Consider the following 23273-nt stretch of genomic DNA (forward strand, 5'->3'; position numbering starts at 1 on the left):
TTCGGCCCCCCCGCGCCATTCCGAGGCCCGGGAGACAGCCCCTGTGATCCCGGCCACGCGCCCCGGGCCGCACCTCCCTGCCGCCCGTCCCGGCCGCGAGAATGACGCCATGCCCAAGCCCCCGCCGCTCCCCTCCCTGCTCTCCTCCCCCGAGCTGGAACGGTCCTCCGTGGTCGCCAACAACACCATGAACCGCGAGCGCGGCCTCACCGGCGTGAACAGCTACGCCCGCGAACTGGGCGTCGACCTCCTGGCCCACCTGACGCACCGTCCCGCACCCTCCTGGCTGGACCTGTGCAGCGGCGAGGGCCGCGCCCTGCGCGAAGCCGCGTCCGGCCTGCCCGCCGAGGCGGTCCTCACCGCCGTCGACCTGGTGGGCCCGCTCGCCCCGCGGCCGGCCCCGCCCGCCCTGGAGGAGACGGTCGCCTCCGTCTCCTCCTGGACCCCGGCCCGGACCTACGACCTCATCACCTGCGTCCACGGCCTGCACTACGTCGGCGACCAGCTCGGCCTGCTCGCCCGCGCCGCGTCCTGGCTGACCGAGGACGGCCTGCTGGCCGCGCACTTCGACCCGGAGTCGATACGCCACGCCGACGGAACGACGGCCGCGAAGCCGGCGGTGTCGGCCCTGCGCGCGGCAGGCTACGAGTACAGCCCCCGTCACCACCGCCTCACCCTCCACGGCGGCCGCCCCGTAGACCTCCCCTTCCACTACCTCGGCGCGGACCCGTCCGCCGGCCCCAACTACACGGGCCAGCCCGCGGTCGCCTCCTACTACACCGCGTCCTGACCGACGGCCGCCTCACGGAAGCGGGTGTCACGGTTCAACCGGCGCACCCGCTCCCGCAGCACCTCGGCGGGCGCCGCCTCTTCCACGTCCTCCGGCAGACAGTCCCACTCCCGCCCGCCACCCACCGGCCGCAGCACCACCCGGCCTCCCAGCCGTTCCATGAGCTCCCCGATCCACCCGCTCCGCGCATCCAGGACGTACTCCCCGCTCACTCGCCGGCCCCCGCCCCTCGCAGCGCCGCGGCCAGCCGCGAGGCCACGCCCAGGTTGCAACGACCCAGGTCCACCAAGGCGTGCGGGTCACCGTGCGCGCCCGAGACCGGGTCGATCCGCAGCGACGGCAGGATGATCGCCTCCTCCAGGCAGCAGCGCTTTCGCCTCAGGATTCGTTGGCCCTCGTCGAATCGGTGGCGCGGGATTACGAACATGGAACACAGCCCTGAGTACGGAATGACCTGGCGCAAGTCCAGCTACAGCCGGTGACGGCGGCGACTGCCTGGAGGTCGCCCCCGGCCACCCCACCCTCGTCCCCGTCCGTGACTCCAAGGCCCCCCTCGGCCCGAAGCTCGTGTTCCGGGCCGAGGCGTGGTCCGCGTTCGTGGAGAACCTCAAGGTGGACTGATCCGCACCCGCCCCGAAGCTCAAACGCCCAGCGCCGAGCCCTCTTTGCAAGGAACGGGTCAGGGGTCTCAACCCACCCTCCCACCCGGTGAGTTGACGCGGAGCGACCGACTTGCCACGGAAGGTCACCACGCTCTAGCGTGCGCATAACGAAACAGCCCCCGCCAGGTGCGCCAACACCTGCGGGGGCTTGACCTACAAGATCGAAAGCAGTCGATCCGTGGCTGACGCCAAGCTTAGTGCCGCCTCCCCGCCTGCGCACGTATCCCCGCACCCGATGGCCAATCCGGGTTACGGAAAACGCTCCGCACCGGGCCAACTCCGCCGCACCAATCACGACTTCGCGCACCTCCCGCCCCGCGAGGCGGCCATCGCCGCGTACCTCGACCGTCTCCCCGACGGCACCGACATCTCCGTGAAGACGCTGGCCAAGCAGCTCCCGTACGGACAGTGCGCCCTCCGCACCGCCCTCAACCGCATCCAGCAGGCCGGGCACTTGAGGCGGGGCCGGGAACGCATGGCGACCGCTTCGGGCGAGTCCCGCTGGATCACCCGAACGTGGTTCACCCGTACCGCGCGCGACGACCGCTGGTGGGTGACCTTCACACGAGGTGACGTACCGGAAGACGCGCCGGACCCCGAACGAACCCGGCCCGCCACCCGCTCCCGCGCCCACATCCTGCTCGCCGCCCTCGGCCGCACGGCACCCGCCCTCTCCCTCTCCGCAGCCGACTGCGCGCAGCTCGCCCCGATGGTGGAGGAGTGGTTCGCACGCGGGGCCACCGAAGACACGCTCCTCTCCGCTCTCACCGCCGGCCTGCCGACCCCGGTCCACAGCCCCGCAGCCCTGCTCCGCCGCCGCCTGACGGACAAACTCCCACCGGAGCCGCCCGCCCCACGCCCGCCCCGCCGGATGCTGGAGTGCGCGGAGTGTCGTGTCCCGGGCCGCCCCGAAGCGCTGCCGGGGGGCGTATGCAGCGGCTGCCGGGGTGCACGCGCCCACGCCCACGCCAATGCGCCCCTGCCCGCTGCGGCCATCCACGCCCACGCGACAAAGATCCGTGCGGCGATGTCTCTGCAGCAACAGGAAAGGACACCCGTATGACAGCTCCCACGGTCCGACGAGACCACACCGGGGCACGATGGAAGGAAGGAGGCGACGCCATGACCCCTGACACCGCTGAACGCCCGCAGATGTCCGTCGAGGACTTCGAGGAACTCGTCGACAAGGCTCCGAGGGAGCTACGGAACCGGCTGGAGTTCCTCGGCGGGAGGCTGTGCATCCGGCACGGGCCGCTCGACGTCGACGAATTCGAGGAGCTGGCCGAGGCCGCGCCCGAAACCGTGCGGCTTGAGTACATCAACGGGAAGGTAGTGGTAAAGGCCATGCCGGACGGCAACCACGGCGAGATCTTCATGTGGCTGCTGCGTCAGTGCATGCAACAACGCCCCGAGCTGAACCTCATGCCCGAGCGGGGCGTCAAAGCCGAGGCCTACCGCAAGGGACGCGCCCGGGCGGACGGGTTCCTCGCCCCGGTGGACCACTTCAGGGGTCACGGCGAGTGGTCCGAAACCGACGGCGCCCTCATGGCCGTGGAAATCACCTCTCACGACCGTGACACCGACCAGCGCGACCGTAAGGACAAGCCCGTCGGTTACGCGGAAGCCGACATCCCCGTCTACCTCCTCATCGACCGCGACAACAACACGGTCGTCGTGTACAGCGAGCCCAAAGACGGCCGCTACCAGCAGTCCCCGTCCTACCTTTGGGGCGCCACAGTGCCACTCCCGCCCCCGGTGAGCATCACTCTCGACACCGAAGCGCTCAAGAACTACGCCGACTGAAACGCCCGAAGGCGGCACCCCCCGTTTCCGGGAAGTACCGCCCTCGGTCGAAGGACAGGCGATCAACCGTGAGGTCGATCAGAAGTCCATGTCACCGCCCGGCATGCCGCCGCCGGCCGGCGCGGACGCCTTCTCCGGCTTGTCGGCGATGACGGCCTCGGTGGTGAGGAACAGCGCGGCGATGGAGGCCGCGTTCTGCAGCGCCGAGCGCGTGACCTTCGCCGGGTCGATGATGCCCTCGGCGATCATGTCGACGTACTCGCCGGTCGCGGCGTTGAGGCCGTGACCGATGGGCAGGTTGCGGACCTTCTCGACGACGACGCCACCCTCGAGACCACCGTTGACGGCGATCTGCTTCAGCGGGGCCTCGAGCGCGATGCGCACGGCGTTCGCGCCGGTCGCCTCGTCACCCTCGAGGTCCAGCTTCTCGAAGACGGAGGACGCCTGGATGAGGGCCACGCCACCACCGGCGACGATGCCCTCCTCGACGGCGGCCTTCGCGTTGCGGACGGCGTCCTCGATGCGGTGCTTGCGCTCCTTGAGCTCCACCTCGGTGGCGGCACCGGCCTTGATGACCGCGACACCGCCGGCGAGCTTCGCCAGGCGCTCCTGCAGCTTCTCGCGGTCGTAGTCCGAGTCGCTGTTCTCGATCTCGGCGCGGATCTGGTTGACCCGACCGGCGACCTGGTCCGAGGAGCCGGCACCGTCGACGATGGTGGTCTCGTCCTTGGTGATGACGACCTTGCGGGCCTTGCCGAGCAGGTCGATGGTCGTGTTCTCGAGCTTGAGACCGACCTCCTCGGAGATGACCTCGCCACCGGTGAGGATGGCGATGTCGTTCAGCATCGCCTTGCGGCGGTCGCCGAAGCCCGGGGCCTTGACCGCGACGGACTTGAAGGTGCCGCGGATCTTGTTGACGACCAGCGTCGACAGGGCCTCGCCCTCGACGTCCTCGGCGATGATCAGCAGCGGCTTGCCGCCCTGCATGACCTTCTCGAGGAGCGGGAGCAGGTCCTTGACGTTCGCGATCTTGGAGTTCGCGATCAGGATGTACGGGTCGTCGAGGACGGCCTCCATACGCTCCATGTCGGTGGCGAAGTACGCCGAGATGTAGCCCTTGTCGAAGCGCATGCCCTCGGTGAGCTCCAGCTCCAGACCGAAGGTCTGGGACTCCTCGACGGTGATGACGCCTTCCTTGCCGACCTTGTCCATCGCCTCGGCGATGAGCTCGCCGATCTGGGTGTCGGCGGCGGAGATGGAGGCCGTGGAAGCGATCTGCTCCTTGGTCTCGACATCCTTGGCCTGCTCGAGCAGGGCACCGGAGACGGCCTCGACGGCCTTCTCGATACCGCGCTTGAGGGCCATCGGGTTGGCGCCGGCGGCTACGTTGCGCAGGCCTTCCTTGACCAGGGCCTGGGCAAGGACGGTCGCGGTGGTCGTACCGTCACCGGCGACGTCGTCCGTCTTCTTGGCGACTTCCTTGACCAGCTCGGCGCCGATCTTCTCGTACGGGTCCTCGAGCTCGATCTCCTTGGCGATGGAAACACCATCGTTGGTGATCGTGGGTGCGCCCCACTTCTTCTCGAGGACGACGTTGCGGCCCTTGGGGCCGAGCGTCACCTTCACGGCGTCCGCGAGCTGGTTCATGCCGCGCTCGAGGCCGCGCCGTGCCTCCTCGTCGAACGCGATGATCTTGGCCATGTGAAGTGGTCCTCCCGGACTGGGGTGGATTGCTCCGGACCGCGCTGGCGCCCGCGACGGACGGCTCGCCGGCCTCGTGGTTCCTTGCCCCACCTGGCCTGCGGGCCTCACCGACCCGGTCCTCGTTGTCACTCTCACCTTCAGAGTGCTAACGCCAATGATTAGCACTCGACCCATGAGAGTGCAAGCGCCTCCACCGGACCCGTGCCCTTCCGGACACCCCTCACGGACGTCCCGCCGACGCCTCGCGGACGCCCCCGGACAGACCGAAGGGCTCGCCCCCCGTGGGAGTGCGAGCCCTTCGTCAGTTGTACAGAAGAACGACGCTTTCAGTCGGCGCGTGCTTCAGCCGGTCGCGAGCCGGACCATGTCCGCCTGCGGCCCCTTCTGACCCTGCGAGATCTCGAAATCGACCCGCTGACCCTCTTCCAGGGTGCGGTAGCCGTCCATCTGAATCGCGCTGTAGTGGACGAAAACATCCGCACCACCGTCGACCGCGATGAAGCCGTACCCCTTCTCCGCGTTGAACCATTTGACGGTGCCCTGAGCCATGCCTAACTCCCCTATTACTGGCCCTTGCACGGACCCACACTTCGCGGACCCGGGTCAGACCTCACCCCCCGGTTGGCTTGGGGGCGTGCGCCGGAACGCGTCGACCGCGGCCGAATGTATCTGTCCAACTGCCCTCTGCAACAGGTCACTTGGACGAGAATTCCGGACGGGCGGGATCCGTAATGTGGCGAGAATTCGCCTGAATTAAGGGCAAGTCGGGCCCTACATATGCCGCAAAAGCCACAAAAGAGGCGCACACATTGGCTGCTTCTTGTCGGGCGCGGGGCAGAAATAAAAGGCTCCGGATCCGGTGATCCGGACCGGGTTCCCCAACTGTACCGCGCTCAACCACACTGAATTGCCCCCTCCGCTTCTATCGCGGAGAGGGCAATTCGATGAACGCTCGGTAATCGCTGTTACCGACGGTTACTACCGATGGGTACTGAACTACGGTCAGCCACCCGCGACGGCCGGGATGATCGAGACGCCGGCGCCCTCCGGCGTGGCCGTCTCCAGACCCTGCTCGAAGCGGACGTCGTCGTCGTTCACGTACACGTTGACGAACCGGCGCAGCTTGCCCTGGTCGTCCAGGACCCGGGCGGCGATGCCGGTGTGGTTCTTCTCCAGGTCCGCGATGACCTCACCGAGGGTCGTGCCCTCGGCCTTCACCTCGGCGGCGCCGCCCGTGTAGGTGCGCAGGATGGTGGGGATGCGGACGGTGACGCTCATGACTTTCGACCTCCGGTCAGGCGGAGCGCCCCAGAGGGGCGCGGGGCTGTCTGGATCGTGCGGCTGCCGGCGCGTGGGCGCGACCGGCCCCACGGCCCGCAGACGAACAACAAATCTCTCAGCCGAGACCCGCGTCCCGGAACGACTCCAGGGTCGGGCGAATGGTCGCGGTCAGGCCGGCGTCGGCCACCGCGTCCAGCGTCTTCAGACCGTCGCCCGTGTTCAGCACGACGGTGGTGAGCGTCGGGTCGAGCAGACCGCTCTCGATCAGCTTGCGCGTCACGCCCACCGTCACACCACCGGCGGTCTCCGCGAAGATGCCCTCGGTCCGCGCCAGCAGCTTGATCGCGTCGACGATCTGCTCGTCGTTCACGTCCTCCACCGCGCCGCCGGTGCGCCGCGCGATGTCGAGGACGTACGGACCGTCCGCCGGGTTGCCGATGGCCAGCGACTTGGCGATGGTCTTCGGCTTCTGGGGGCGGACCACGTCGTGCCCGGCCTTGTAGGCCACGGACACCGGGGAGCAGCCCTCGGCCTGCGCGCCGAAGATCTTGTACGGCCTGTCCTCGACCAGCCCGAGGTTGATCAGCTCCTGGAGGCCCTTGTCGATCTTCGTGAGCTGGGAGCCGGAGGCGATCGGCACGACCAGCTGGTCCGGCAGCCGCCAGCCGAGCTGCTCGCAGATCTCGTACGCCAGCGTCTTGGAACCCTCGGCGTAGTACGGCCGCAGGTTGACGTTGACGAAGCCCCAGCCCTCGCCCGCCGAGTCGCCGATGAGCTCGGAGCAGAAGCGGTTGACGTCGTCGTAGTTGCCCTCGATGCCGACGAGTTCGCCGCCGTAGATCGCGGCCATGACGACCTTGCCCTGCTCCAGGTCGTGCGGGATGAACACGCAGGACCGGAAGCCCGCCCGGGCGGCGGCGGCGCCGACGGCACCGGCCAGGTTGCCCGTGGAGGAGCAGGAGAGCGTGGTGAAGCCGAACGCGCGGGCGGCCTCGATGGCCTGGGCGACGACCCGGTCCTTGAAGGAGTGCGTCGGGTTGCCGGAGTCGTCCTTGACGAAGAGCTTGCCGGCGTCGACGCCCAGTTCACGGGCGAGGTTGTCGGCCTGGACGAGCTTGGTCCAACCGGGGTTGATGTTCGGCTTGTCGGCCACGTCCGCGGGGACGGGCAGCAGCGGCGCGTAGCGCCAGATGTTCGCGGGCCCCGCCTCGATGCGCTTGCGGAGCTCCTCCGTGTCGTAGGAGGAGAAGTCGTAGGCGATCTCGAGCGGGCCGAAACACTCCTCGCAGGCGAAGAGCGGGCCGAGGGGCACGCGGTGGCCGCACTCGCGGCAGCTCAACGCGGCGGCCGGACCGAGATCGACAGCAGAGGACGTCGTAGAGTCGGTGGTGCTTGCAACAGTCTGCGCAGCCATGTGAGGCGAGGCCCTTTCTCCTCATCTTCCTCACGACGCATCTCGCCGTGAGACGGATTTGGCACCTTCCCGAGCCGGGAGCCTCGCGAAGCGATCACCACGTGGATCAGTGATCGTTACGAGACCGGCTGGAGGGTTGCCGGGGCTTCATCGGGCCGTATCCCTCTGCCCCTCTGGATGAGCGGTATGAAGTTGTGAACGGGGGGCGACCTCGGACATGCGATGGTCATCCGCGTTGTTCAAGACTGTAACCGAAGGCCAGGACAGTTGAGATAGTCGTCCGAACCGCGAGATGGATCACACGGTCACCTTCCGTGCACCCGGTGTGATCACGACAGTGAGGAGCCGCAGACTGTGCTTCGAGAAACTGAGCGCTGGCTGGCCACCCGCTCCTGGTCCGCGTCCGATCGTCCGCTCCACCGGATCCTGGCCGCGAAGCGCGCCACGAACCAGTCGGTGTCCGTCGTCCTGCCCGCGCTGAACGAGGAGGAGACGGTCGGTGACATCGTCGCGGTCATCCGGCACGACCTCATGCACCAGGTCCCGCTCGTCGACGAGATCGTCGTCGTCGACTCGGGATCGACCGACCGTACGTCCGAGGTGGCCGCGGCGGCCGGCGCGCGGGTCGTCCACCGGGACGACATCCTGCCGCGGATACCGGCCGTGCCCGGCAAGGGTGAGGTCCTGTGGCGCTCCCTGCTGGTCACCACCGGGGACATCGTCTGTTTCATCGACGCGGATCTGAGGGAGTTCTCCTCGGACTTCGTCTCGGGGATCGTCGGCCCGCTGCTCACCGACCCCGGGGTGGATCTGGTCAAGGGCATGTACGACCGTCCGCTGGGCGGCGCGGCCGGCCAGGGCGGCAGGGTCACCGAGCTGATGGCCCGACCGCTGCTGAACATGCACTGGCCGCAGCTGGCCGGGTTCGTGCAGCCGCTCGGCGGCGAGTACGCGGCCCGCCGCGGCCTGCTGGAGCAGCTGCCCTTCCCCGTCGGCTACGGCGTGGAGCTGGGCATGCTGGTGGACGCCCTGCACCTGGTGGGCCTGGACGCCCTCGCCCAGGTCGACATCGGTGTGCGCAAGCACCGTCACCAGGACGGGCAGGCGCTGGGCCGGATGGCGGCGGCGATCTACCGCACCGCCCAGCTCCGGCTGGCCCGCGGGCACCTGATCCGCCCGTCCCTCACCCAGTTCGAACGGAGCACGGACGGCTTCGAGCCGCGCACGTACTCCGTGGACACCGAGGAACGGCCGCCGATGGCGGAGATCGCGGAGTACGCGACCCGCAAGGTCGCGTGACCGCGGGACGGGCCGTATACGGCATGGCGCCGACAGCGGCGACACGGCCGGACACGGCCCGTCCACGCAGCGCGACCGTACGTTTGAGCGTTTCCCGACCGGGCTAGGTTGGGCATATGGCTTCCACGCACGACACTGCCGCCCGGGCCGCCGAGGTGCTGGTCGCGTCCAATCGCGGTCCGGTCTCCTACGAGTTGCGCGAGGACGGCTCGCTGCACGCGAAACGCGGCGGCGGCGGGCTGGTCTCCGGCCTGTCGGCCATCGGACCCGAGGCGGGCGCCCTCTGGGTGTGCTCGGCGCTCTCCGACGGCGACCGGGAGGCGGTCCGGCGCGGCGTCGGCGAGGAGGGCGTGCGCATGCTCGCCGTTCCGGCCGACGTGCACACCGACGCGTACAACGGCATCGCCAACTCCGTGCTGTGGTTCCTCCACCACCTGCTCTACCAGACACCGCTGGAGCCCGCCTTCGACGCGGAGTTCCGCCGCCAGTGGGCATCGTACGAGGCCTACAACCGGGCGTTCGCGGAGGCGCTGGCCGAGGAGGCGGCGGACGGCGCGGCGGTCCTCGTCCAGGACTACCACCTGTGTCTGGTGCCGGGAATGCTGCGTGAGCTGCGCCCCGACCTGCGCATCGGCCACTTCTCGCACACGCCGTGGGCGCCGGTGGACTACTTCGCGCTGCTGCCGGGGGACATCCGCGAGCAGCTGCTGCACGGCATGCTGGGCGCGGACCGCCTGGGCTTCCTCACCCGGCGCTGGGCGGACGCGTTCACCGCGTGCTGTGCGGAGTTCGCCGGCGGTCCCGGCAAGACGCGGATCGGCGTGCACGGTCTCGGCGCGGACGCCGACTTCCTGCGCGAGCGCTCGCACCGGCCGGACGTCGACGAGCGCATGGCGGCGCTGCGCGCGGAGATCGGCGAGGGCCGCAAGACGATCGTCCGCGTCGACCGCACCGAGCTGTCCAAGAACATCGTGCGCGGGCTGCTGGCCTACCGGCAGCTGCTCGACGACCACCCGGAGTGGCGCGAGCGGGTCGTCCACGTGGCCTTCGCCTACCCCTCCCGCCAGGACCTCGCCGTCTACCGCGACTACATGGCCGAGGTGCGGCGCCTGTCCGAGGAGATCAACGACGCCTACGGCACGCCCGGCTGGACCCCGGTCCTGCTCAACCTCAAGGACGACTTCGCCCGCTCCCTCGCCGCCTACCGGCTGGCCGACGTGGCCATGGTGAACCCGATCCGCGACGGCATGAACCTGGTCGCCAAGGAGGTCCCGGTCGTCTCCGACGAGGGCTGCGCGCTGGTCCTGTCCCGGGAGGCGGGGGCCTACTGGGAGCTGGGCGAGGACGCGATCACGGTGAACCCGTACGACATCCTGGAGACCGCCCGCGCCCTGCACGAGGGGCTGACCATGAAGCCGGAGGAGCGGGCCGAGCGCACGAAGCGGCTGTCCGCGGCGGCGACCGCGCTTCCCCCGGCCCGGTGGTTCCTGGACCAGCTGAACGCCCTGCGGGAGATTCAGCCGAGCTGAGCGGCCAGCTCCCGCAGCAGCCGTACGACGCCGGCGGGCCCGTCGACGACGAGGTCCGCGCGCTCCGCGAGTTCGCCGACCTCGGTGCTGCCGCTGCACACCAGCAGCCCGGGTACGCCGTCCGCGCGGAGCTTCTCCACGGCGGCGAAGGCGGGCAGGTCGCCGAGGTCGTCACCGGCGTAGAGGACGGACCGCGCGCCGGTCTCGCGGACGTGTTCCAGCAGGGCGACGCCCTTGTCCGTGCCCGGCGGGCGCAGCTCCAGGACCATCCGGCCGGGTTCGACGATCAGACCGTGCCGGGTGGCGAGGTCGGTGAGCGGGGCCCGCAGCGCTTCGAAGGCGGCCTGCGGGTCGTCGGCGCGGCGGGTGTGGACGGCGACGGCCCGGCCGCCCTTCTCCTCGACCGAGACGCCCGGCCGGTCCCCGGCGGCGGCCAGGACCCGCGGGAGTTCCGCGCGGACGGCGGCCACTCCGGGGTGCGGGTCCGGGGCGCTCAGGGCGCCGGTGCGGGCGTCCCAGCGTTCGGCGCCGTAGTGGCCGAGGACGCAGAGGTGCTCCAGCCCTTCGGCCCCGGCGAATCCGCCGTGCCGTACGGCGACCTCGGCGGGCCGCCCCGTGATGACGGCCACGGCGGCGACCTTCGGCGCGAGGGCGGTGAGCGCGGGGACGGCGTCGGGGTGCGCCCGGGCGTCCTCCGGGTTCTCGACGATCGGGGCGAGGGTGCCGTCGAAGTCGAGCGCGACGAGCGTGGTGGAGGGCCGGCCGAGGATCGCGTCGAGCGCGGCGCGGCCCGCCGGGGTGACCGGAACGGGGACGGAAAGGGGTTCGGGTTCCGAGGAGTGCGTCTCGTGGGTGCCCATACACCGACGATAACCAACGCGCGCCCGCGGCTAGCGCTCCCCCCGCCTCGCCTCCCGCACCCTGCGCAGTCTGTTCACCGTGACCGGGTCGTGGGCCAGGGCGCGGGGGTCGTCGAGGAGGGCGTTGAGGAGTTGGTAGTAGCGGACCGGGGACAGGTCCAGTTCCTCGCGTATCGCCCGTTCCTTCGCGCCGGGGCCGGAGAACCCGCGCCGCTCCAGGGCGAGGATGCCCCGCTCCCCCGCCCCCAGCTCGTCCGCTTCCGCTCGCCTCTCCATGTCCGCACGGTAACGCCCGGCACCGACAGCGGCCCAGCGCCGGCCGGCTCGTCAGCCGGTGCCGGTGTCCAGCGTCGTGGCCGCGGTCTGGAGTTCGCCCAGTACGCCGGCCGGGTCGCCGTTCGCGGTCACGGCCTGGCCGATCCGCTTCTTGATCTCCGCGCTGACCTTCGCCCAGGAGGTCCGTCCGACGGGGTAGGTCTCCGAGAGCGGGAGCTCGTCGAGGAACGGCTTGAGGTCGGCGTCCTCCTTGGCGGCGCTCATGACCTGGGAGGCCGAGTTGGTGACCGGCAGCAGGTCGTACTCGCGGGAGAAGTCCAGCACGTTCTTCTCGCTGTAGACGTAGTCGAGGAAGTCGCCGACCTGCTCGGCGTGTCCGTTCTGCTTGAAGGCGGTCATCCAGTCGGCGACGCCCATGGAGACCTTGGTCGGTCCCGCGACACCGGGCATCGGCACCATGCCGAACTTCACGCCCTTGCTCGCGGCCGCCTTCATCAGCGAGGGGTGCCCGTTGAGCATGCCCACGTCGCCGGCGGCGAAGGCGGCGAACGCGGCGGCCCGGTTCAGCTTGTCCGGCGCGACCGGCCCGGTGAGGCCCTTGCCGACCAGGTCGTCCTTCAGCCAGTCGAAGGTCTCGACGTTCTCGGTGGAGTCGATGCTGTAGGCGCTGACGGTCTGGGTGTAGCCGCCCCCGCCGCTGAGCAGCCACTGAAGGGTCTCGGCCTGTGCCTCCTCGGACCCGAGGGGCAGCGCGTACGGGTACTTCACGCCTTCGTCCTTGAGCGCCTTCGCGTCCTCGGCGAGCTCGGCCCAGGTGGTCGGCGGGGTCAGGCCGGCCTTGGCGAAGAGGGTCTTGTTGTAGAACAGCAGCCGCGTGGAGGAGGCGAACGGCATGCCGTACCGCACCCCCTGCACCTCGCCCGCGTTGGCGAGCTGGGACACGAAGTCGGCCTCGACGGGGATGGAGAGCACATCGCTCACCTTGTAGAGCCGGTCGGCGGCCGCGTAGTCGGCGTACGCGCCGATCTGGGCCATGTCGGGGGCCTTGCCCGCGTCGACCATCGCCTTGACCTTGGCGTCCACGTCGTTCCAGGAGTAGACGGTCACGTCGACGGTGACGCCGGGGTGGTCCTTCTCGTAACCCTCGACGAGCTTGTCCCAGTACTTCTTCGAACTGTTGGCACTGCTGTCGCCGTAGTCGGCGGCGACGAGTCTCAGGGTGACGTCGTCGGAGTCTCCGGAGAGTCCGCAGCCGGTGAGGACCGCGGCCATGCCGAGGGCCGACACCCCCGCGACCGCTCCCGTGATCGTTCCTGACTTCCGTGCCCGCCGCTGCACCGTGACGCTCCCAACTGATTGCTCATACCAATGGACCGTTATCCGGATTAAGGTCTACACCACCTATGTGGACTAGACCTCTTTCGGCCTCCGGGGCGGCACGGTACCCCCACAACCCGCGAGTGGACTAGACCTCTCGCGGGTCCTCGGTCCACACTGTCCCCGTGAGACATGTCATCGCCCTGGACGTGGGCGGCACCGGGATGAAGGCCGCCCTGGTCGGCGCGGACGGCGCACTGCTGCACCGGGCCCGCCGGCCCACCGGCCGTGAGCGCGGACCCGACGCGGTCGTCGCCGGCATCCTCGACTTCGCCGCCGAGCTGCGCGAACACGGCGCCCGGCAGTTCGGCGAGCCCGCGGCCGCGGCGGGCGTGGCCGTGCCCGGCATCGTCGACGAGGCGAACGGCGTCGCCGCCTACGCGGCCAACCTGGGCTGGCGGGACGTCCCGCTGCGCGCACTGCTCGCCGACCGCCTCGGCGCTCCCGTCGCCCTCGGGCACGACGTGCGCACCGGCGGCCTCGCCGAGGGCCGGATCGGCGCGGCCCGGGGCGCGGACCGGTTCCTGTTCGTGGCGCTGGGCACCGGCATCGCGGGCGCGATCGGCGTCGACGGCCGGGTGGAGGCGGGCGCCCACGGCTTCGCGGGCGAGATCGGCCACATCGTCGTACGGCCCGGCGGAACCCCGTGTCCGTGCGGACAGCACGGCTGCCTGGAGCGCTTCGCGTCGGCCGCGGCGGTCAGCGAGGCATGGGCGGCGGCCTGCGGGGACCCGGAGGCGGACGCCGCGGACTGCGCGAAGGCCGTCACGTCCGGCGACCCGAACGCCGTCCGGGTCTGGCAGACGGCCGTGGACGCGCTCGCCGACGGCCTGGTCACCGCCCTCACCCTGCTGGACCCCCGCACGCTCGTCATCGGTGGCGGCCTCGCCGAGGCGGGGGAAACCTTGTTCACGCCACTACGGGACGCGGTCCGCCGGCGGGTGACCTTCCAGAAGCTGCCGGAGATCGTGCCGGCGGCCCTGGGCGACACCGCCGGCTGCCTGGGCGCGGGCCTCCTGGCCTGGGATCTCCTCAACACAACCGACGGTATGGAGGTAACACCCTGATGGCCACCCCCCCAGGGGCGCGGGACGCCACCTCATGCGGCTCCGCCGCGTGGGCGCGACCAGCCACGACGCACCCGCAGCCCGCGACCGGCGCACGGAGGCAGGTGCTCACCGGCGCCAGGGTGGTGCTCCCCACCGGCACAGTGCCCGACGGCCGCGTCACGATCGACGGCACGAAGATCGCCGTGGACGCCCCGCACGCGACCCCGCACGGGGACGTCATCGACGTGACGGGCCACTGGCTGGTCCCCGGCTTCATCGACCTGCACAACCACGGCGGCGGCGGAGCCTCCTTCTCCGGCACGGCCGAGGACGTGCTGAAGGCCATCCACACCCACCGGCGGCACGGCACCACCACCCTCGTCGCCTCCACCGTCACCGACGACATGGACTTCCTGGCCCGTCAGGCCGGCCTGCTGAGCGAACTGGCCGAGCAGGGCGACCTGGCCGGCATCCACTTCGAGGGCCCCTTCATCTCGCCGTGCCGCAAGGGCGCGCACTCCGAGGCGCTGCTGCGCGACCCCGACCCGGCCGAGGTGCGCAAGCTGATCGACGCGGCACGCGGCCGGGCGAGCATGGTCACCCTCGCGACGGAACTCCCGGGCGGCCTGGACTCCGTACGACTGCTCGCCGAGCACGGCGTGATCGCCGCCGTCGGGCACACGGACGCGACGTACGAGCAGACGGTTCAGGCCATCGAGGCCGGAGCCACCGTCGCCACGCACCTCTTCAACGCAATGCCGCCGCTCGGCCACCGCAACCCCGGCCCGATCGCCGCGCTCCTGGAGGACGAGCGGGTGACGGTCGAGCTCATCAACGACGGCACGCACCTGCACCCGGCGGCCCTGGAACTGGCGTTCCGTCACGCGGGCCCGGGCCGGGTGGCGTTCATCACCGACGCGATGGACGCGGCCGGCATCGGCGACGGCCGCTACCTGCTCGGCCCGCTGGAGGTCGAGGTCAGCGAGGGCGTGGCCCGGCTGGTGGAGGGCGGCTCGATCGCGGGCTCCACCCTCACCCAGGACCGCGCCTTCCAGCGGGCGGTGACGATCGACCGGCTGCCGGTCGGGGACGTCGTCGCCGCGCTGTCCGCCAACCCGGCCCGGCTGCTGGGCATCGACGACAGGGTGGGCTCACTGGAGCCCGGCAAGGACGCCGACCTGGTCCTGCTCGACGAGAACTTCGAGCTCAAGGGCGTGATGCGCAAGGGGGATTGGGTGGTGGATCCCCAACTGGCCTGAAACATCCCCCCGCACAGGAACGGCGGCCGACCCGCGCACTGGGCCGGTCGCCGTCTCTTTGGCATGATCAGGCCTCCGGAAGCCGGAGAGTTCCGGAACCGTTCATGTACGCACGCCAGCCGGGGGAGGCCGCCAGGTGATCCTCACCGTCACCCTGAACACCGCTCTCGACCTCACCTACCGCGTGCCCGCGCTGCGGCCGCACGCCTCGCACCGGGTGACCGACGTGCGCGAACGGCCCGGCGGCAAGGGGCTGAACGTCGCCCGGGTGCTGGCCGCCCTCGGCCACGAGGTGACGGTGACCGGCTTCGTGGGCGGCCCCACCGGCCGGGTCGTACAGGAACGACTCACCGCAGCGACCGGGATCGTGGACGCCCTCGTCCCGGTCGCCGGGGCCACCCGCCGCACGGTCGCGGTCGTCGACGCCCGCACCGGCGACACGACCCAGCTGAACGAACCCGGCCCGGTGATCGCGCCGGCCGAATGGTCCGCCTTCCAGGAGGCGTACGAGGGGCTGCTCGCCGGCGCCGAGGCGGTGGCCCTGTGCGGCAGCCTGCCGCCGGGCGTGCCGGTGGGCGCGTACGCGGTCCTGGTGCGGCGGGCACGGGCCGCGGGTGTCCCCGTACTGCTGGACACGAGCGGAGAGCCGTTGCGCCGCGGGGTCGCCGCCCGCCCGGACATCGTCAAGCCGAACGCCACCGAACTGGCCGAACTCACCGGCTCGCACGAGCCGTCGCAGGCCACCCGGGACGCCCGCAGGCGCGGCGCGCACGCCGTCGTGGCCTCGCTGGGCGCCGAAGGCTTCCTCGCGGTCACCCCGGAGGGCCGCTGGCGCGCCGTCCCGCCACGCCGGGTCCACGGCAATCCGACCGGCGCGGGCGACTCGGCGGTCGCCGGCCTGCTGTCGGGCCTGGTGGAACGCCTTCCCTGGCCGGACCGCCTGTCCCGCGCGGTGGCCCTGTCGGCGGCGACCGTGGCGGCCCCGGTGGCGGGCGAGTTCGACCGCGCCGCCTACGAGGAGCTGCTCTGCCGGATCACGGTGGCCGCGGAGATCACCGCGGCCTGAACCCGGCCTGAATCCCGGGAGGCGGCCGGGTCAGTTCTTGACCTGACCGGCCTTCAGGTACAGCTGGTCGAGCAGGACGTTGCACTTGTCGCCGTCCTGGCAGGAGACCGAGATCGTGTTGGTGCCCTTGGTCAGCGTGGGCCAGGAGTAGGTCTTCGTCCAACCCTTGGCGAAGTCGCCGTCCTTGGCGTGGGCGAAGTTGCCCAGGTTGAACTTGGTGCCGAAGGTCTTGCCGTTGACGGTGAGGGTCATCGACTGGTCCTCACCGGCCGCGCTGTAGTGCGCGAAGACGGTGTACGTGCCGTCCGACGGGATGCCGTTGACCGTCCAGGTGACGGAGTTGCCGACCTGGTTGAGGTTGCCGACGTAGACGCCACCGGCCGCCTGCGCGCCCTGCACGTCCGAGGCCAGCGCGGCGCTGCCGCCGAGGTTCAGTGCCTTCGCGTCGGCCTTCGGCAGCTCGGCCTCGTTCGCGCCGTCGTCGGCCGACTCGCTGGGCGAGGCGCTCGCGGGGGCGGAGGCGGAGGCGGACACCTGGTCGCTCGCCTTGTTGTCGTCGGAGCCGTCGTCGCCGTTGGCCATGGCGACCACGATGCCGATCACGACCGCGGCGACCACCGCGACCGCGCCGATCAGCAGGCCCTTGGTGTTGGGGCCGCGGCCGCGGCCGCCGCCGTTCTGCGCGGGCTGGCGGCCGGTGTTGGGGCCGCCGCCTGCGCCGAAGTTCTCGGGCGCGCTGTAGTGCGCGTTCGGCTGGCCGTACGCGCCCTGCTGCTGAGGCATCGTCGGCGGCTGCCCGTACTGCGCGGTCTGCTGCTGTCCGTACTGGCGCTCTCCGACCGCGCGCACTCTGCTGACCGAGTTGGGGTAGCCGTAGCCACCACCGGAGGGCGGCTGCGCGCCGTTGGCCTGGCCGTCGGCGTAGAGGTAGCCGAACGGGTCGTCGTCCTCGGGCGTACTCGCGCCGTTGTTGCCGGACGTCATCCCTTGGTACTCCTCAGCAAGTGCGGGTCGGATGCGATGGTGCGGTCAGACTGGCGAGCCTACCCGCTCCGGATGGCCCAAACAGGTGACTCTGATCGCATCAGCTCGCTGACCTGGTGATCATCCCGCACGCCGGTGCTGTTTGGGACGAGATCGTTTCTCGACGTACATGCGTTCGTCGGCGGACTTCAGCACTTCGTCCGCGGTCATCCCGCAATGTGCCCAGCCGATACCGAAGCTCGCGCCCACCCGCACGGCCCGGCCCTCGGCGCGGATCGGCTGGATGATCTCGTTGCGCAGCCGTACGGCCAGGTCGGCGGCGTCGGCGCGGCCGAGGCCGTCGGCGAGGATCACGAACTCGTCGCCACCGAGCCGGGCGACCGTGTCGCCGTCGCGGACCTGGCGGGAGAGCCGGCGGGCGACCTCGATGAGGACCGCGTCGCCGGCGTTGTGACCGAACCGGTCGTTGATCGACTTGAAGCCGTCGAGGTCGCAGAAGAGGACCGCGAGCCCCTTGGTGCCGTCGTCGCGCCCCTCCTCGGGGGCGGCGGTGTGCACATGGTGGTCGTAACCGTCGAAGGACTCGGTGCCGCCGGGCCGGTAGTCGAAGCCGTGCCCATTGGCGTCGAAGGCGGCGTGGCCGTAGGCCGTGTCCATGGCGTCGACGGCGGCGGGGTGGGTGGACTGGGGGCGCTGACAGAGCCGGGCGGAGAGCCGCGAGCGCAGTTCGGCGGAGTTCGGCAGTCCGGTGAGGGAGTCGTGCGAGGCCCGGTGGGCGAGCTGGAGCTCGCGGCGCTTGCGGTCCTCTATGTCCTCGACGTGGGTGAGGAGGAAGCGGGGCCCGTCGGCCGCGTCGGCGACGACGGAGTTGCGGAGGCTGACCCAGACGTAGGTGCCGTCCCGGCGGCCGAGGCGGAGTTCGGCGCGGCCACCCTCGGCGGAGGTGCGGAGCAGGGTGCCTATGTCCTCGGGGTGGACCAGGTCGGAGAAGGAGTAGCGGCGCATCGCGGAGGCGGGGCGTCCCAGCAGGCGGCACAGGGCGTCGTTGGTCCGCAGTATCCGACCGTGCTGGTCGCCGCCCATCTCGGCTATCGCCATGCCGGAGGGGGCGTACTCGAAGGCCTGCCGGAAGCTTTCCTCACTGGCGCGCAGGGCCTGCTGATCGCGTTCGAGCCGGACCAGTGCCCGCTGCATATTCGCGCGTAGACGCGCGTTGCTAATGGCGATGGCGGCCTGGAAGGCGTACATCTGGAGGGCTTCGCGCCCCCACGCGCCGGGCCGGCGGCCGTTGCGCGGCCGGTCCACGGACAGGACGCCTATCAGCTCACCGCAGGTGCCTCCGCTGCCGGGGGCGGCGGGCATGTACATGGGGGCGAAGAGGCGGTCCGAGGGGTGCCACTCGTCCTCGAAGCGGGGTGCGGGCCCGTCGGTGTACCACTGGGGCACGTCGTCGTCGTCGAGGACCCAGCCCTCGGTGTGGGGTATGAAGATCAGGTCGCCCCAGGTCTCGCCCATGGCGAGGCGCCGGTCCCAGGATTCGCGCGAGCCGACCCGGCCGGTGATCAGGGCCTCGGCGGCGGGGTTGCCTGCGAAGGCGGCGACCACGAGATCGCCGTCGGGGCGCACGAGGTTGACGCACGCCAGCTCGTACCCGAGTGCCGTGACCACGCCGTCGGCGACGGTCTGCAAGGTGTCGGCCAGGCTGCGGGCCGTGTTCATGTCGGCCATGACCTGGTGCAGCTGTCGCAGGGACGCAAGGCGGACGTAAGGCTCCGACTCGGTCTCCATGTGTTTCGCCCTCCCCCCGAGACTTCGCAGCGAATCAAGGGTTGTTCTCGGCGTAACGTCGTTTCCGGTGCTGTGCTGTCGGTGTGTGTCTCCTTGTGACGCCTCCGCCACTGAATCACAGCGCGCTGCCCACTCGGTACACAGGGTCAACAATTATTGCTTCTTGTGACTCAAGTCACAGGTGAAGATGAACATTTGAGTGGAGTTTCCGCGTTTTCCTGTGTGTTTCCTGAACACGGACAGGCACGAACATGCCCGGACGGACACCGGAATCGGGCCCGGGGGAATCGGTCCACAGTCCTACGACCCTACTCGGGCGGAGGTCCGATGCGCCGCGCACCGGACGGACACTAGCGTTTCGGACATGCCCCCAGACGTACTCGAGCCGGCTGCGCTCAAGACCGTGTCCGAGACCCGCTCCAGGCATGCTGAGGGAGTGAGCAACGACGAGTTCCGCGCCGCCATGTCCCGGCTCGCCGACGGCGTGGTCCTGGTGACCGCCCGGGAGCCGTCCCTCGACCCGGACGACCCCGGGGCGCCGGACGGCGAGGACGTCGGCATGACCGCGACGGCGTTCATGTCGGTCTCCCTGGACCCGCCGTTGGTCCTGGTCAGCCTGCGCACCGGCTCCCGGATGGACGACCTCCTCGACGAGCAGCCCCTGTGGGCGGTGTCCGTACTCTCCGAGAGCCAGCGGCACATCGCCGGCCGCTTCGCCATGAAGGGCCGCATCAGCGACCGGCTGCTCTTCGAGGACCTCCCGTACACCCGCGGCGAGGTGGCCGGCGCGCCTCTGGTCGGCGGCGCCCTGGCGACCCTGGAGTGCCGCACCGAGCAGCAGGTCACGGCCGGCGACCACACGCTGGTGATCGGCCGCGTGCTCGCCGCGTCGGTGCCGAGCGCGGACGGCGGTCCACTGATGTATTTCCGGGGCCGTTACCGCCAGTTGGGGTGACACCGAAAATGCCGTGGCCGCCGGACGAGGGCCCGCCTAGGGTGCCCGCATGACGACTTCAGGGCCCCGTCTCGAGATCATCACTCCCTCGAACTTCGAGGCCGCGACCGGCATCCGGGTCCGCCCCGACCAGGAGTTCGCGGTCTCGCCGGTGATGCAGTCGCTCGCGGAGGCCCATGTCCATCGCCCGGGGGTCGCCTGGCCGCGCCTGATCATGGACGGCGACCGGGCCGTCGGCTTTCTGATGGCCTTTCTCGACATCGACTGGAACGGGCGCGGCGACGGCGGCCCGGTCCGCTCCGGACTGTGGCGGCTGAACATCGCCGCCGGTGAACAGGGCCGCGGTTACGGCCGGTTCGCCGTGGAGTCCGTGGCCGCGGAACTGCGCCGCCGGGGCACCGAGGAGATGTACGTCACCTGGCACGAGGGCGAGAACGGTCCCGCGGACTTCTATCTCGGGCTGGGCTTCCGGAAGAACGGCGAGACCAGCGAGGGAGAGACGGTCGGCGTCCTCGCCCTGGGCTAGAGCCCGGCCCCCGGGGCCGGCCGTCCGGTCCCGGGGGCCGCCCTCTGAACTAGAGCAGCGTCACTTCCAGTTCGCTGATGCGGTCGAGGTCGGCCACGACGTCGATCACGGCGATCCGGCCACCACGCACGAAGGTGAAGCTGAGCGTCCGCTCCACCCGGCCCTCGAACAGCACCGCCAGTCCGGTCGCGCCGTCGATGAGGGCGGGCCGGGCGACGGCCCCGACGAAGGCGAAGCTGGACGCGCCCGCCGCGACCGCCGCCGCGCCAGCGACCACGCCGGCCTCCGAGCGGGCCACGACGTCCGGGTCCAGCACGGCGAGCAGCTTGACGAAGTCCCCGTCCCGGGCGGCGGACAGGAAGGCGTCGACGACCTTCCGCTGCCGGGCGAGATCGACGTCCGGCTCCTGCGCGCCCCGCACCCGGCGCCGGGCCCGGCTGGCGAGCTGCCGGGCGGCTTCCGGGGTCCGGTCGACGATGCTCGCGACCTCCTCGTAGGGCACGCCGAACAGGTCGTGCAGCACGAACGCCAGCCGCTCGCCGGGGGTGAGGGTGTCCAGGACGACGATCAGCGCGACGCCCACGGAGTCGGCGAGCAGCGCGTCCTGCGCCGGATCGGCGTCCTCGCACGAGGGGGCCGGTATCCAGTTGTCCAGCGGCTCCTCGGCGCGTGACCGGCGCGAGCGCAGCATGTCCAGGCAGACCCGGCCGACGACGGTCGTCAGCCAGCCCGCCAGGTTGTCGATCTCCTTGCCCGCGCTCTCGCCGTCGCTCCGGCTGAGCCGCACCCACGCCTCCTGCACCGCGTCGTCGGCCTCGGTGGCGGACCCGAGCATGCGGTGCGCGACAGCACGCAGGCGGCTGCGGTGCGCTTCGAAGCGCTCGGCGAGGAAGTCGGCGTCGCCTGTTGCCATCGTTCGTCACATCCCTGGTCGCGATTAACTGTCATGTAACTGACGGATGTCGCGCCCGAGATGTGACACACGCACGCAAGGTGCCGGGGAATTCGATCAGTATCAGTCAGGAACGGGCCCCGTCCGGTCAGCCCCAGTCTCGTCCGTTCCGGCCCCGCTTCGTCTGCGAGCGCTGCTTCTTCTCCCGCAGCCGACGCTCGTTGATCCCGCGCGGGATCCGGGTCGGCCGCCGCGGCTTGGGCGGCGGGGCGGTGGCCTCGGCGAGGAGGGCGGCGAGGCGTACGGCGGCGGTCTCGCGGTTGCGCCACTGGGAGCGGTGCTCGGAGGCGCGGACGGTGACGACGCCGTCGACGAGCCGACCGGCCAGCCGCTCGAGCGCCCGCGCCTTCCACACCTCGGGCAGCGCCTCGGTGCCCGCGACGTCGAAGCGGAGCTCCACCTGCGAGTCACTGGTGTTCACGTGCTGCCCGCCCGGCCCCGAAGACCGCGAGAAACGCCACATGAGCTCGGCCTCGGGAAGCGAGACGGAGCCGCGGACGACATAGGGACCAGACATGCCCACCATGTTCCCGCTCGCGCCGCCCCCACGTCACGCGAATATCCCCGGAACCCGCCGCGCGGTCATCTTGGTAAAGAAAGTAAAGAAACGCGGAGTGGCGGGGAACCTTGAGCACCCTTCGCTGCGTTCATAGGGATAGCTGTAGCTTCGTGCCCGTACGAAGCCCCGTACGAAGCCGTACGCAACGAGGGAAGGACTCCCAACCATGGCTGTAAGCCTGTCCAAGGGTGGCAACGTCTCGCTCACCAAGGAGGCTCCGGGCCTGACCGCCGTCACCGTGGGCCTCGGCTGGGACGTCCGCACCACCACCGGCACGGACTTCGACCTCGACGCCTCGGCGATCGCGGTCAACCCCCAGGGCAAGGTCTACTCCGACGGTCACTTCGTCTTCTTCAACAACAAGCAGACGCCGGACCAGACCATCGTCCACACCGGCGACAACCGCACCGGCGAGGGCGCGGGCGACGACGAGGCGATCAACGTCAACCTGGCCGGTCTCCCGGCCGACATCGACAAGATCGTCTTCCCGGTCTCGATCTACGACGCGGAGAACCGCTCGCAGAACTTCGGCCAGGTCCGCAACGCCTACATCCGCATCGTCAACCAGGCCGGCGGCGCCGAGATCGCCCGCTACGACCTCTCGGAGGACGCGGCCACCGAGACGGCCATGGTCTTCGGCGAGCTCTACCGCAACGGCGCGGAGTGGAAGTTCCGCGCGGTCGGCCAGGGCTACGCCTCGGGCCTCGTGGGCATCGCCCAGGACTTCGGCGTGAGCGTCTGAGTTTCCGGGGTACCGCGCCCACGCGCACGCCTCATCGGAGCCCCCGGCCACCAGGCCGGGGGCTCCGCGGCCTACCGGGCGAGTTCGGCCGGCTCGTCCAGCCGGGTCGGCTTCCGCGGGTTCCTCATCAGATAGACCCGGATGACCAGCCCGTGCTCCACCACGCCACTCACCGCGGTCGGCTCGCCGTCGATCTCGAACCGGCCCGCGGGCGCGCCGTCGAGCCACACGGTCGTCGTCTCGAACGCGGCCGCGACCGGCCGGGGCACGCGCGAGCACCCGCGCCACCGTTTCGGCCCCGTGGCCGGAGCCAGGGCCGCGGCCGCGAAGACCGCCGCCGTCGGCGATCAGCACCACGTCCGGCGCCGGCACCTCAGACACCGCCGGGTCCGCGGCTG

General features: G+C 70.7%; 24 protein-coding genes, 2 pseudogenes and 1 riboswitch. Of the genes and pseudogenes, 12 read left to right on the top strand and 14 right to left on the bottom strand.

Annotated features, from left to right (window positions below; translation table 11 throughout):
* Window positions 1-109 precede the first annotated feature (109 nt).
* Window positions 110-790 (top strand): class I SAM-dependent methyltransferase, encoded by a 681-nt coding sequence (locus ACFVYS_RS09200; protein ID WP_389500265.1) that lies wholly within the window; start codon window positions 110-112, stop codon window positions 788-790.
* Here the strand turns inward: ACFVYS_RS09200 and ACFVYS_RS09205 are convergent.
* Both ACFVYS_RS09205 and ACFVYS_RS09210 read right to left on the bottom strand, forming a co-directional pair.
* A complete protein-coding gene (locus tag ACFVYS_RS09205) occupies window positions 775-951 on the bottom strand; it encodes a hypothetical protein (RefSeq protein WP_389500267.1) in 177 nt (58 codons plus the stop codon). The genes ACFVYS_RS09200 and ACFVYS_RS09205 overlap by 16 nt on opposite strands.
* Window positions 952-998: 47 nt before the next feature.
* On the bottom strand, window positions 999-1217 hold the full coding sequence (locus ACFVYS_RS09210; RefSeq protein WP_389500269.1) for a hypothetical protein: 219 nt from the start codon (window positions 1215-1217) through the stop codon (window positions 999-1001).
* Between ACFVYS_RS09210 and ACFVYS_RS09215 the strand changes: the two are divergent.
* The 3 genes and pseudogenes from ACFVYS_RS09215 (at window position 1216) to ACFVYS_RS09225 (ending at window position 3255) form a co-directional block, all read left to right on the top strand.
* Window positions 1216-1411, top strand: a pseudogene (locus ACFVYS_RS09215) (DUF397 domain-containing protein). The gene ACFVYS_RS09210 and the pseudogene ACFVYS_RS09215 overlap by 2 nt on opposite strands.
* Window positions 1412-1687: 276 nt before the next feature.
* A complete protein-coding gene (locus tag ACFVYS_RS09220) occupies window positions 1688-2515 on the top strand; it encodes a hypothetical protein (RefSeq protein ID WP_389500271.1) in 828 nt (275 codons plus the stop codon).
* An 89-nt stretch (window positions 2516-2604) separates the two neighbouring features.
* A complete protein-coding gene (locus ACFVYS_RS09225; protein WP_389500272.1) occupies window positions 2605-3255 on the top strand; it encodes a Uma2 family endonuclease in 651 nt (216 codons plus the stop codon).
* Between the two features lie 78 nt (window positions 3256-3333).
* On the opposite strand, the gene groL is transcribed toward ACFVYS_RS09225, so the two are convergent.
* The 4 genes from groL to thrC all read right to left on the bottom strand — a co-directional run bounded on the left by groL (window position 3334) and on the right by thrC (window position 7654).
* Window positions 3334-4956 carry a chaperonin GroEL gene (groL, locus tag ACFVYS_RS09230; protein ID WP_389500274.1) on the bottom strand — a complete coding sequence of 541 codons (1623 nt, stop codon included), beginning with the start codon at window positions 4954-4956 and terminating at the stop codon, window positions 3334-3336.
* A 345-nt stretch (window positions 4957-5301) separates the two neighbouring features.
* The gene (locus tag ACFVYS_RS09235; RefSeq protein WP_007493268.1) at window positions 5302-5508 is read right to left on the bottom strand and encodes a cold-shock protein; all 207 of its coding nucleotides are present in this window, start codon (window positions 5506-5508) and stop codon (window positions 5302-5304) included.
* Window positions 5509-5961: 453 nt separating this feature from the next.
* Complete coding sequence (locus ACFVYS_RS09240) at window positions 5962-6237, bottom strand: MoaD/ThiS family protein (RefSeq protein WP_389500276.1); 276 nt, start codon at window positions 6235-6237, stop codon at window positions 5962-5964.
* Window positions 6238-6355: 118 nt separating this feature from the next.
* Window positions 6356-7654 carry a threonine synthase gene (gene thrC / locus ACFVYS_RS09245; protein WP_389500278.1) on the bottom strand — a complete coding sequence of 433 codons (1299 nt, stop codon included), beginning with the start codon at window positions 7652-7654 and terminating at the stop codon, window positions 6356-6358.
* Window positions 7655-7672: 18 nt separating this feature from the next.
* Window positions 7673-7838, bottom strand: a riboswitch (SAM riboswitch).
* A gap of 170 nt (window positions 7839-8008) precedes the next feature.
* Here thrC and ACFVYS_RS09250 point away from each other — a divergent pair.
* Together ACFVYS_RS09250 and ACFVYS_RS09255 are read left to right on the top strand one after the other, a co-directional pair.
* Entirely contained in the window at window positions 8009-8953 is a 945-nt protein-coding gene (locus ACFVYS_RS09250; RefSeq protein ID WP_389500280.1) for a glucosyl-3-phosphoglycerate synthase, read from the top strand.
* Window positions 8954-9069: 116 nt separating this feature from the next.
* Window positions 9070-10482: a trehalose-6-phosphate synthase gene (locus ACFVYS_RS09255; protein WP_389500282.1), complete on the top strand. Its 1413-nt coding sequence runs from the start codon at window positions 9070-9072 to the stop codon at window positions 10480-10482.
* Here ACFVYS_RS09255 and otsB read toward each other — a convergent pair.
* The 3 genes from otsB to ACFVYS_RS09270 are packed head-to-tail and all read right to left on the bottom strand — an operon-like array spanning window position 10470 to window position 12890.
* Window positions 10470-11342, bottom strand: coding sequence for a trehalose-phosphatase (gene otsB, locus ACFVYS_RS09260; protein WP_389500284.1), 873 nt, complete (start codon window positions 11340-11342; stop codon window positions 10470-10472). The two genes, ACFVYS_RS09255 and otsB, sit on opposite strands and share 13 nt — an antisense overlap.
* Window positions 11343-11372: 30 nt before the next feature.
* A complete protein-coding gene (locus ACFVYS_RS09265) occupies window positions 11373-11618 on the bottom strand; it encodes a DUF3263 domain-containing protein (protein WP_314223738.1) in 246 nt (81 codons plus the stop codon).
* A 51-nt stretch (window positions 11619-11669) separates the two neighbouring features.
* Entirely contained in the window at window positions 11670-12890 is a 1221-nt protein-coding gene (locus ACFVYS_RS09270) for an ABC transporter substrate-binding protein (protein ID WP_389500342.1), read from the bottom strand.
* A 230-nt stretch (window positions 12891-13120) separates the two neighbouring features.
* Between ACFVYS_RS09270 and ACFVYS_RS09275 the strand changes: the two genes are divergently transcribed.
* The 3 genes from ACFVYS_RS09275 (at window position 13121) to ACFVYS_RS09285 (ending at window position 16369) form a co-directional block, all read left to right on the top strand.
* Window positions 13121-14062, top strand: coding sequence for an ROK family protein (locus ACFVYS_RS09275; protein ID WP_389500286.1), 942 nt, complete (start codon window positions 13121-13123; stop codon window positions 14060-14062).
* Window positions 14062-15303: an N-acetylglucosamine-6-phosphate deacetylase gene (nagA, locus tag ACFVYS_RS09280; protein ID WP_389500288.1), complete on the top strand. Its 1242-nt coding sequence runs from the start codon at window positions 14062-14064 to the stop codon at window positions 15301-15303. The genes ACFVYS_RS09275 and nagA overlap by 1 nt, the downstream gene beginning before the upstream one ends.
* A 136-nt stretch (window positions 15304-15439) precedes the next feature.
* Window positions 15440-16369 carry a 1-phosphofructokinase family hexose kinase gene (locus tag ACFVYS_RS09285; RefSeq protein WP_389500290.1) on the top strand — a complete coding sequence of 310 codons (930 nt, stop codon included), beginning with the start codon at window positions 15440-15442 and terminating at the stop codon, window positions 16367-16369.
* Between the two features lie 30 nt (window positions 16370-16399).
* On the opposite strand, the gene ACFVYS_RS09290 is transcribed toward ACFVYS_RS09285, so the two are convergent.
* Both ACFVYS_RS09290 and cdgB read right to left on the bottom strand, forming a co-directional pair.
* On the bottom strand, window positions 16400-17353 hold the full coding sequence (locus tag ACFVYS_RS09290) for a carbohydrate-binding protein (protein WP_389500291.1): 954 nt from the start codon (window positions 17351-17353) through the stop codon (window positions 16400-16402).
* A gap of 120 nt (window positions 17354-17473) precedes the next feature.
* Complete coding sequence (cdgB, locus tag ACFVYS_RS09295; RefSeq protein ID WP_389500293.1) at window positions 17474-19141, bottom strand: diguanylate cyclase CdgB; 1668 nt, start codon at window positions 19139-19141, stop codon at window positions 17474-17476.
* 364 nt (window positions 19142-19505) lie between these two features.
* On the opposite strand from cdgB, the gene ACFVYS_RS09300 reads away from it, so the two are divergent.
* A complete protein-coding gene (locus ACFVYS_RS09300; protein WP_389500295.1) occupies window positions 19506-20096 on the top strand; it encodes a flavin reductase family protein in 591 nt (196 codons plus the stop codon).
* A gap of 49 nt (window positions 20097-20145) precedes the next feature.
* The gene (locus ACFVYS_RS09305) at window positions 20146-20622 is read left to right on the top strand and encodes a GNAT family N-acetyltransferase (protein ID WP_389500296.1); all 477 of its coding nucleotides are present in this window, start codon (window positions 20146-20148) and stop codon (window positions 20620-20622) included.
* A gap of 49 nt (window positions 20623-20671) precedes the next feature.
* Here ACFVYS_RS09305 and ACFVYS_RS09310 read toward each other — a convergent pair whose 3' ends face one another.
* A complete protein-coding gene (locus tag ACFVYS_RS09310; RefSeq protein WP_389500298.1) occupies window positions 20672-21535 on the bottom strand; it encodes a sigma-70 family RNA polymerase sigma factor in 864 nt (287 codons plus the stop codon).
* 127 nt (window positions 21536-21662) lie between these two features.
* Window positions 21663-22100, bottom strand: coding sequence for an alternative ribosome rescue aminoacyl-tRNA hydrolase ArfB (arfB, locus tag ACFVYS_RS09315; RefSeq protein ID WP_362528516.1), 438 nt, complete (start codon window positions 22098-22100; stop codon window positions 21663-21665).
* 199 nt (window positions 22101-22299) lie between these two features.
* On the opposite strand from arfB, the gene ACFVYS_RS09320 reads away from it, so the two are divergent.
* Window positions 22300-22875: a TerD family protein gene (locus tag ACFVYS_RS09320; RefSeq protein ID WP_020130301.1), complete on the top strand. Its 576-nt coding sequence runs from the start codon at window positions 22300-22302 to the stop codon at window positions 22873-22875.
* Window positions 22876-22946: 71 nt separating this feature from the next.
* Here ACFVYS_RS09320 and ACFVYS_RS09325 read toward each other — a convergent pair.
* A pseudogene (locus ACFVYS_RS09325) lies at window positions 22947-23250 on the bottom strand (RNA polymerase subunit sigma-24); the annotation flags it as partial.
* Window positions 23251-23273: the final 23 nt, after the last annotated feature.

This window comes from Streptomyces sp. NPDC058295 (genome assembly GCF_042880655.1).
Taxonomy (GTDB): Bacteria; Actinomycetota; Actinomycetes; order Streptomycetales; family Streptomycetaceae; genus Streptomyces; species Streptomyces coriariae.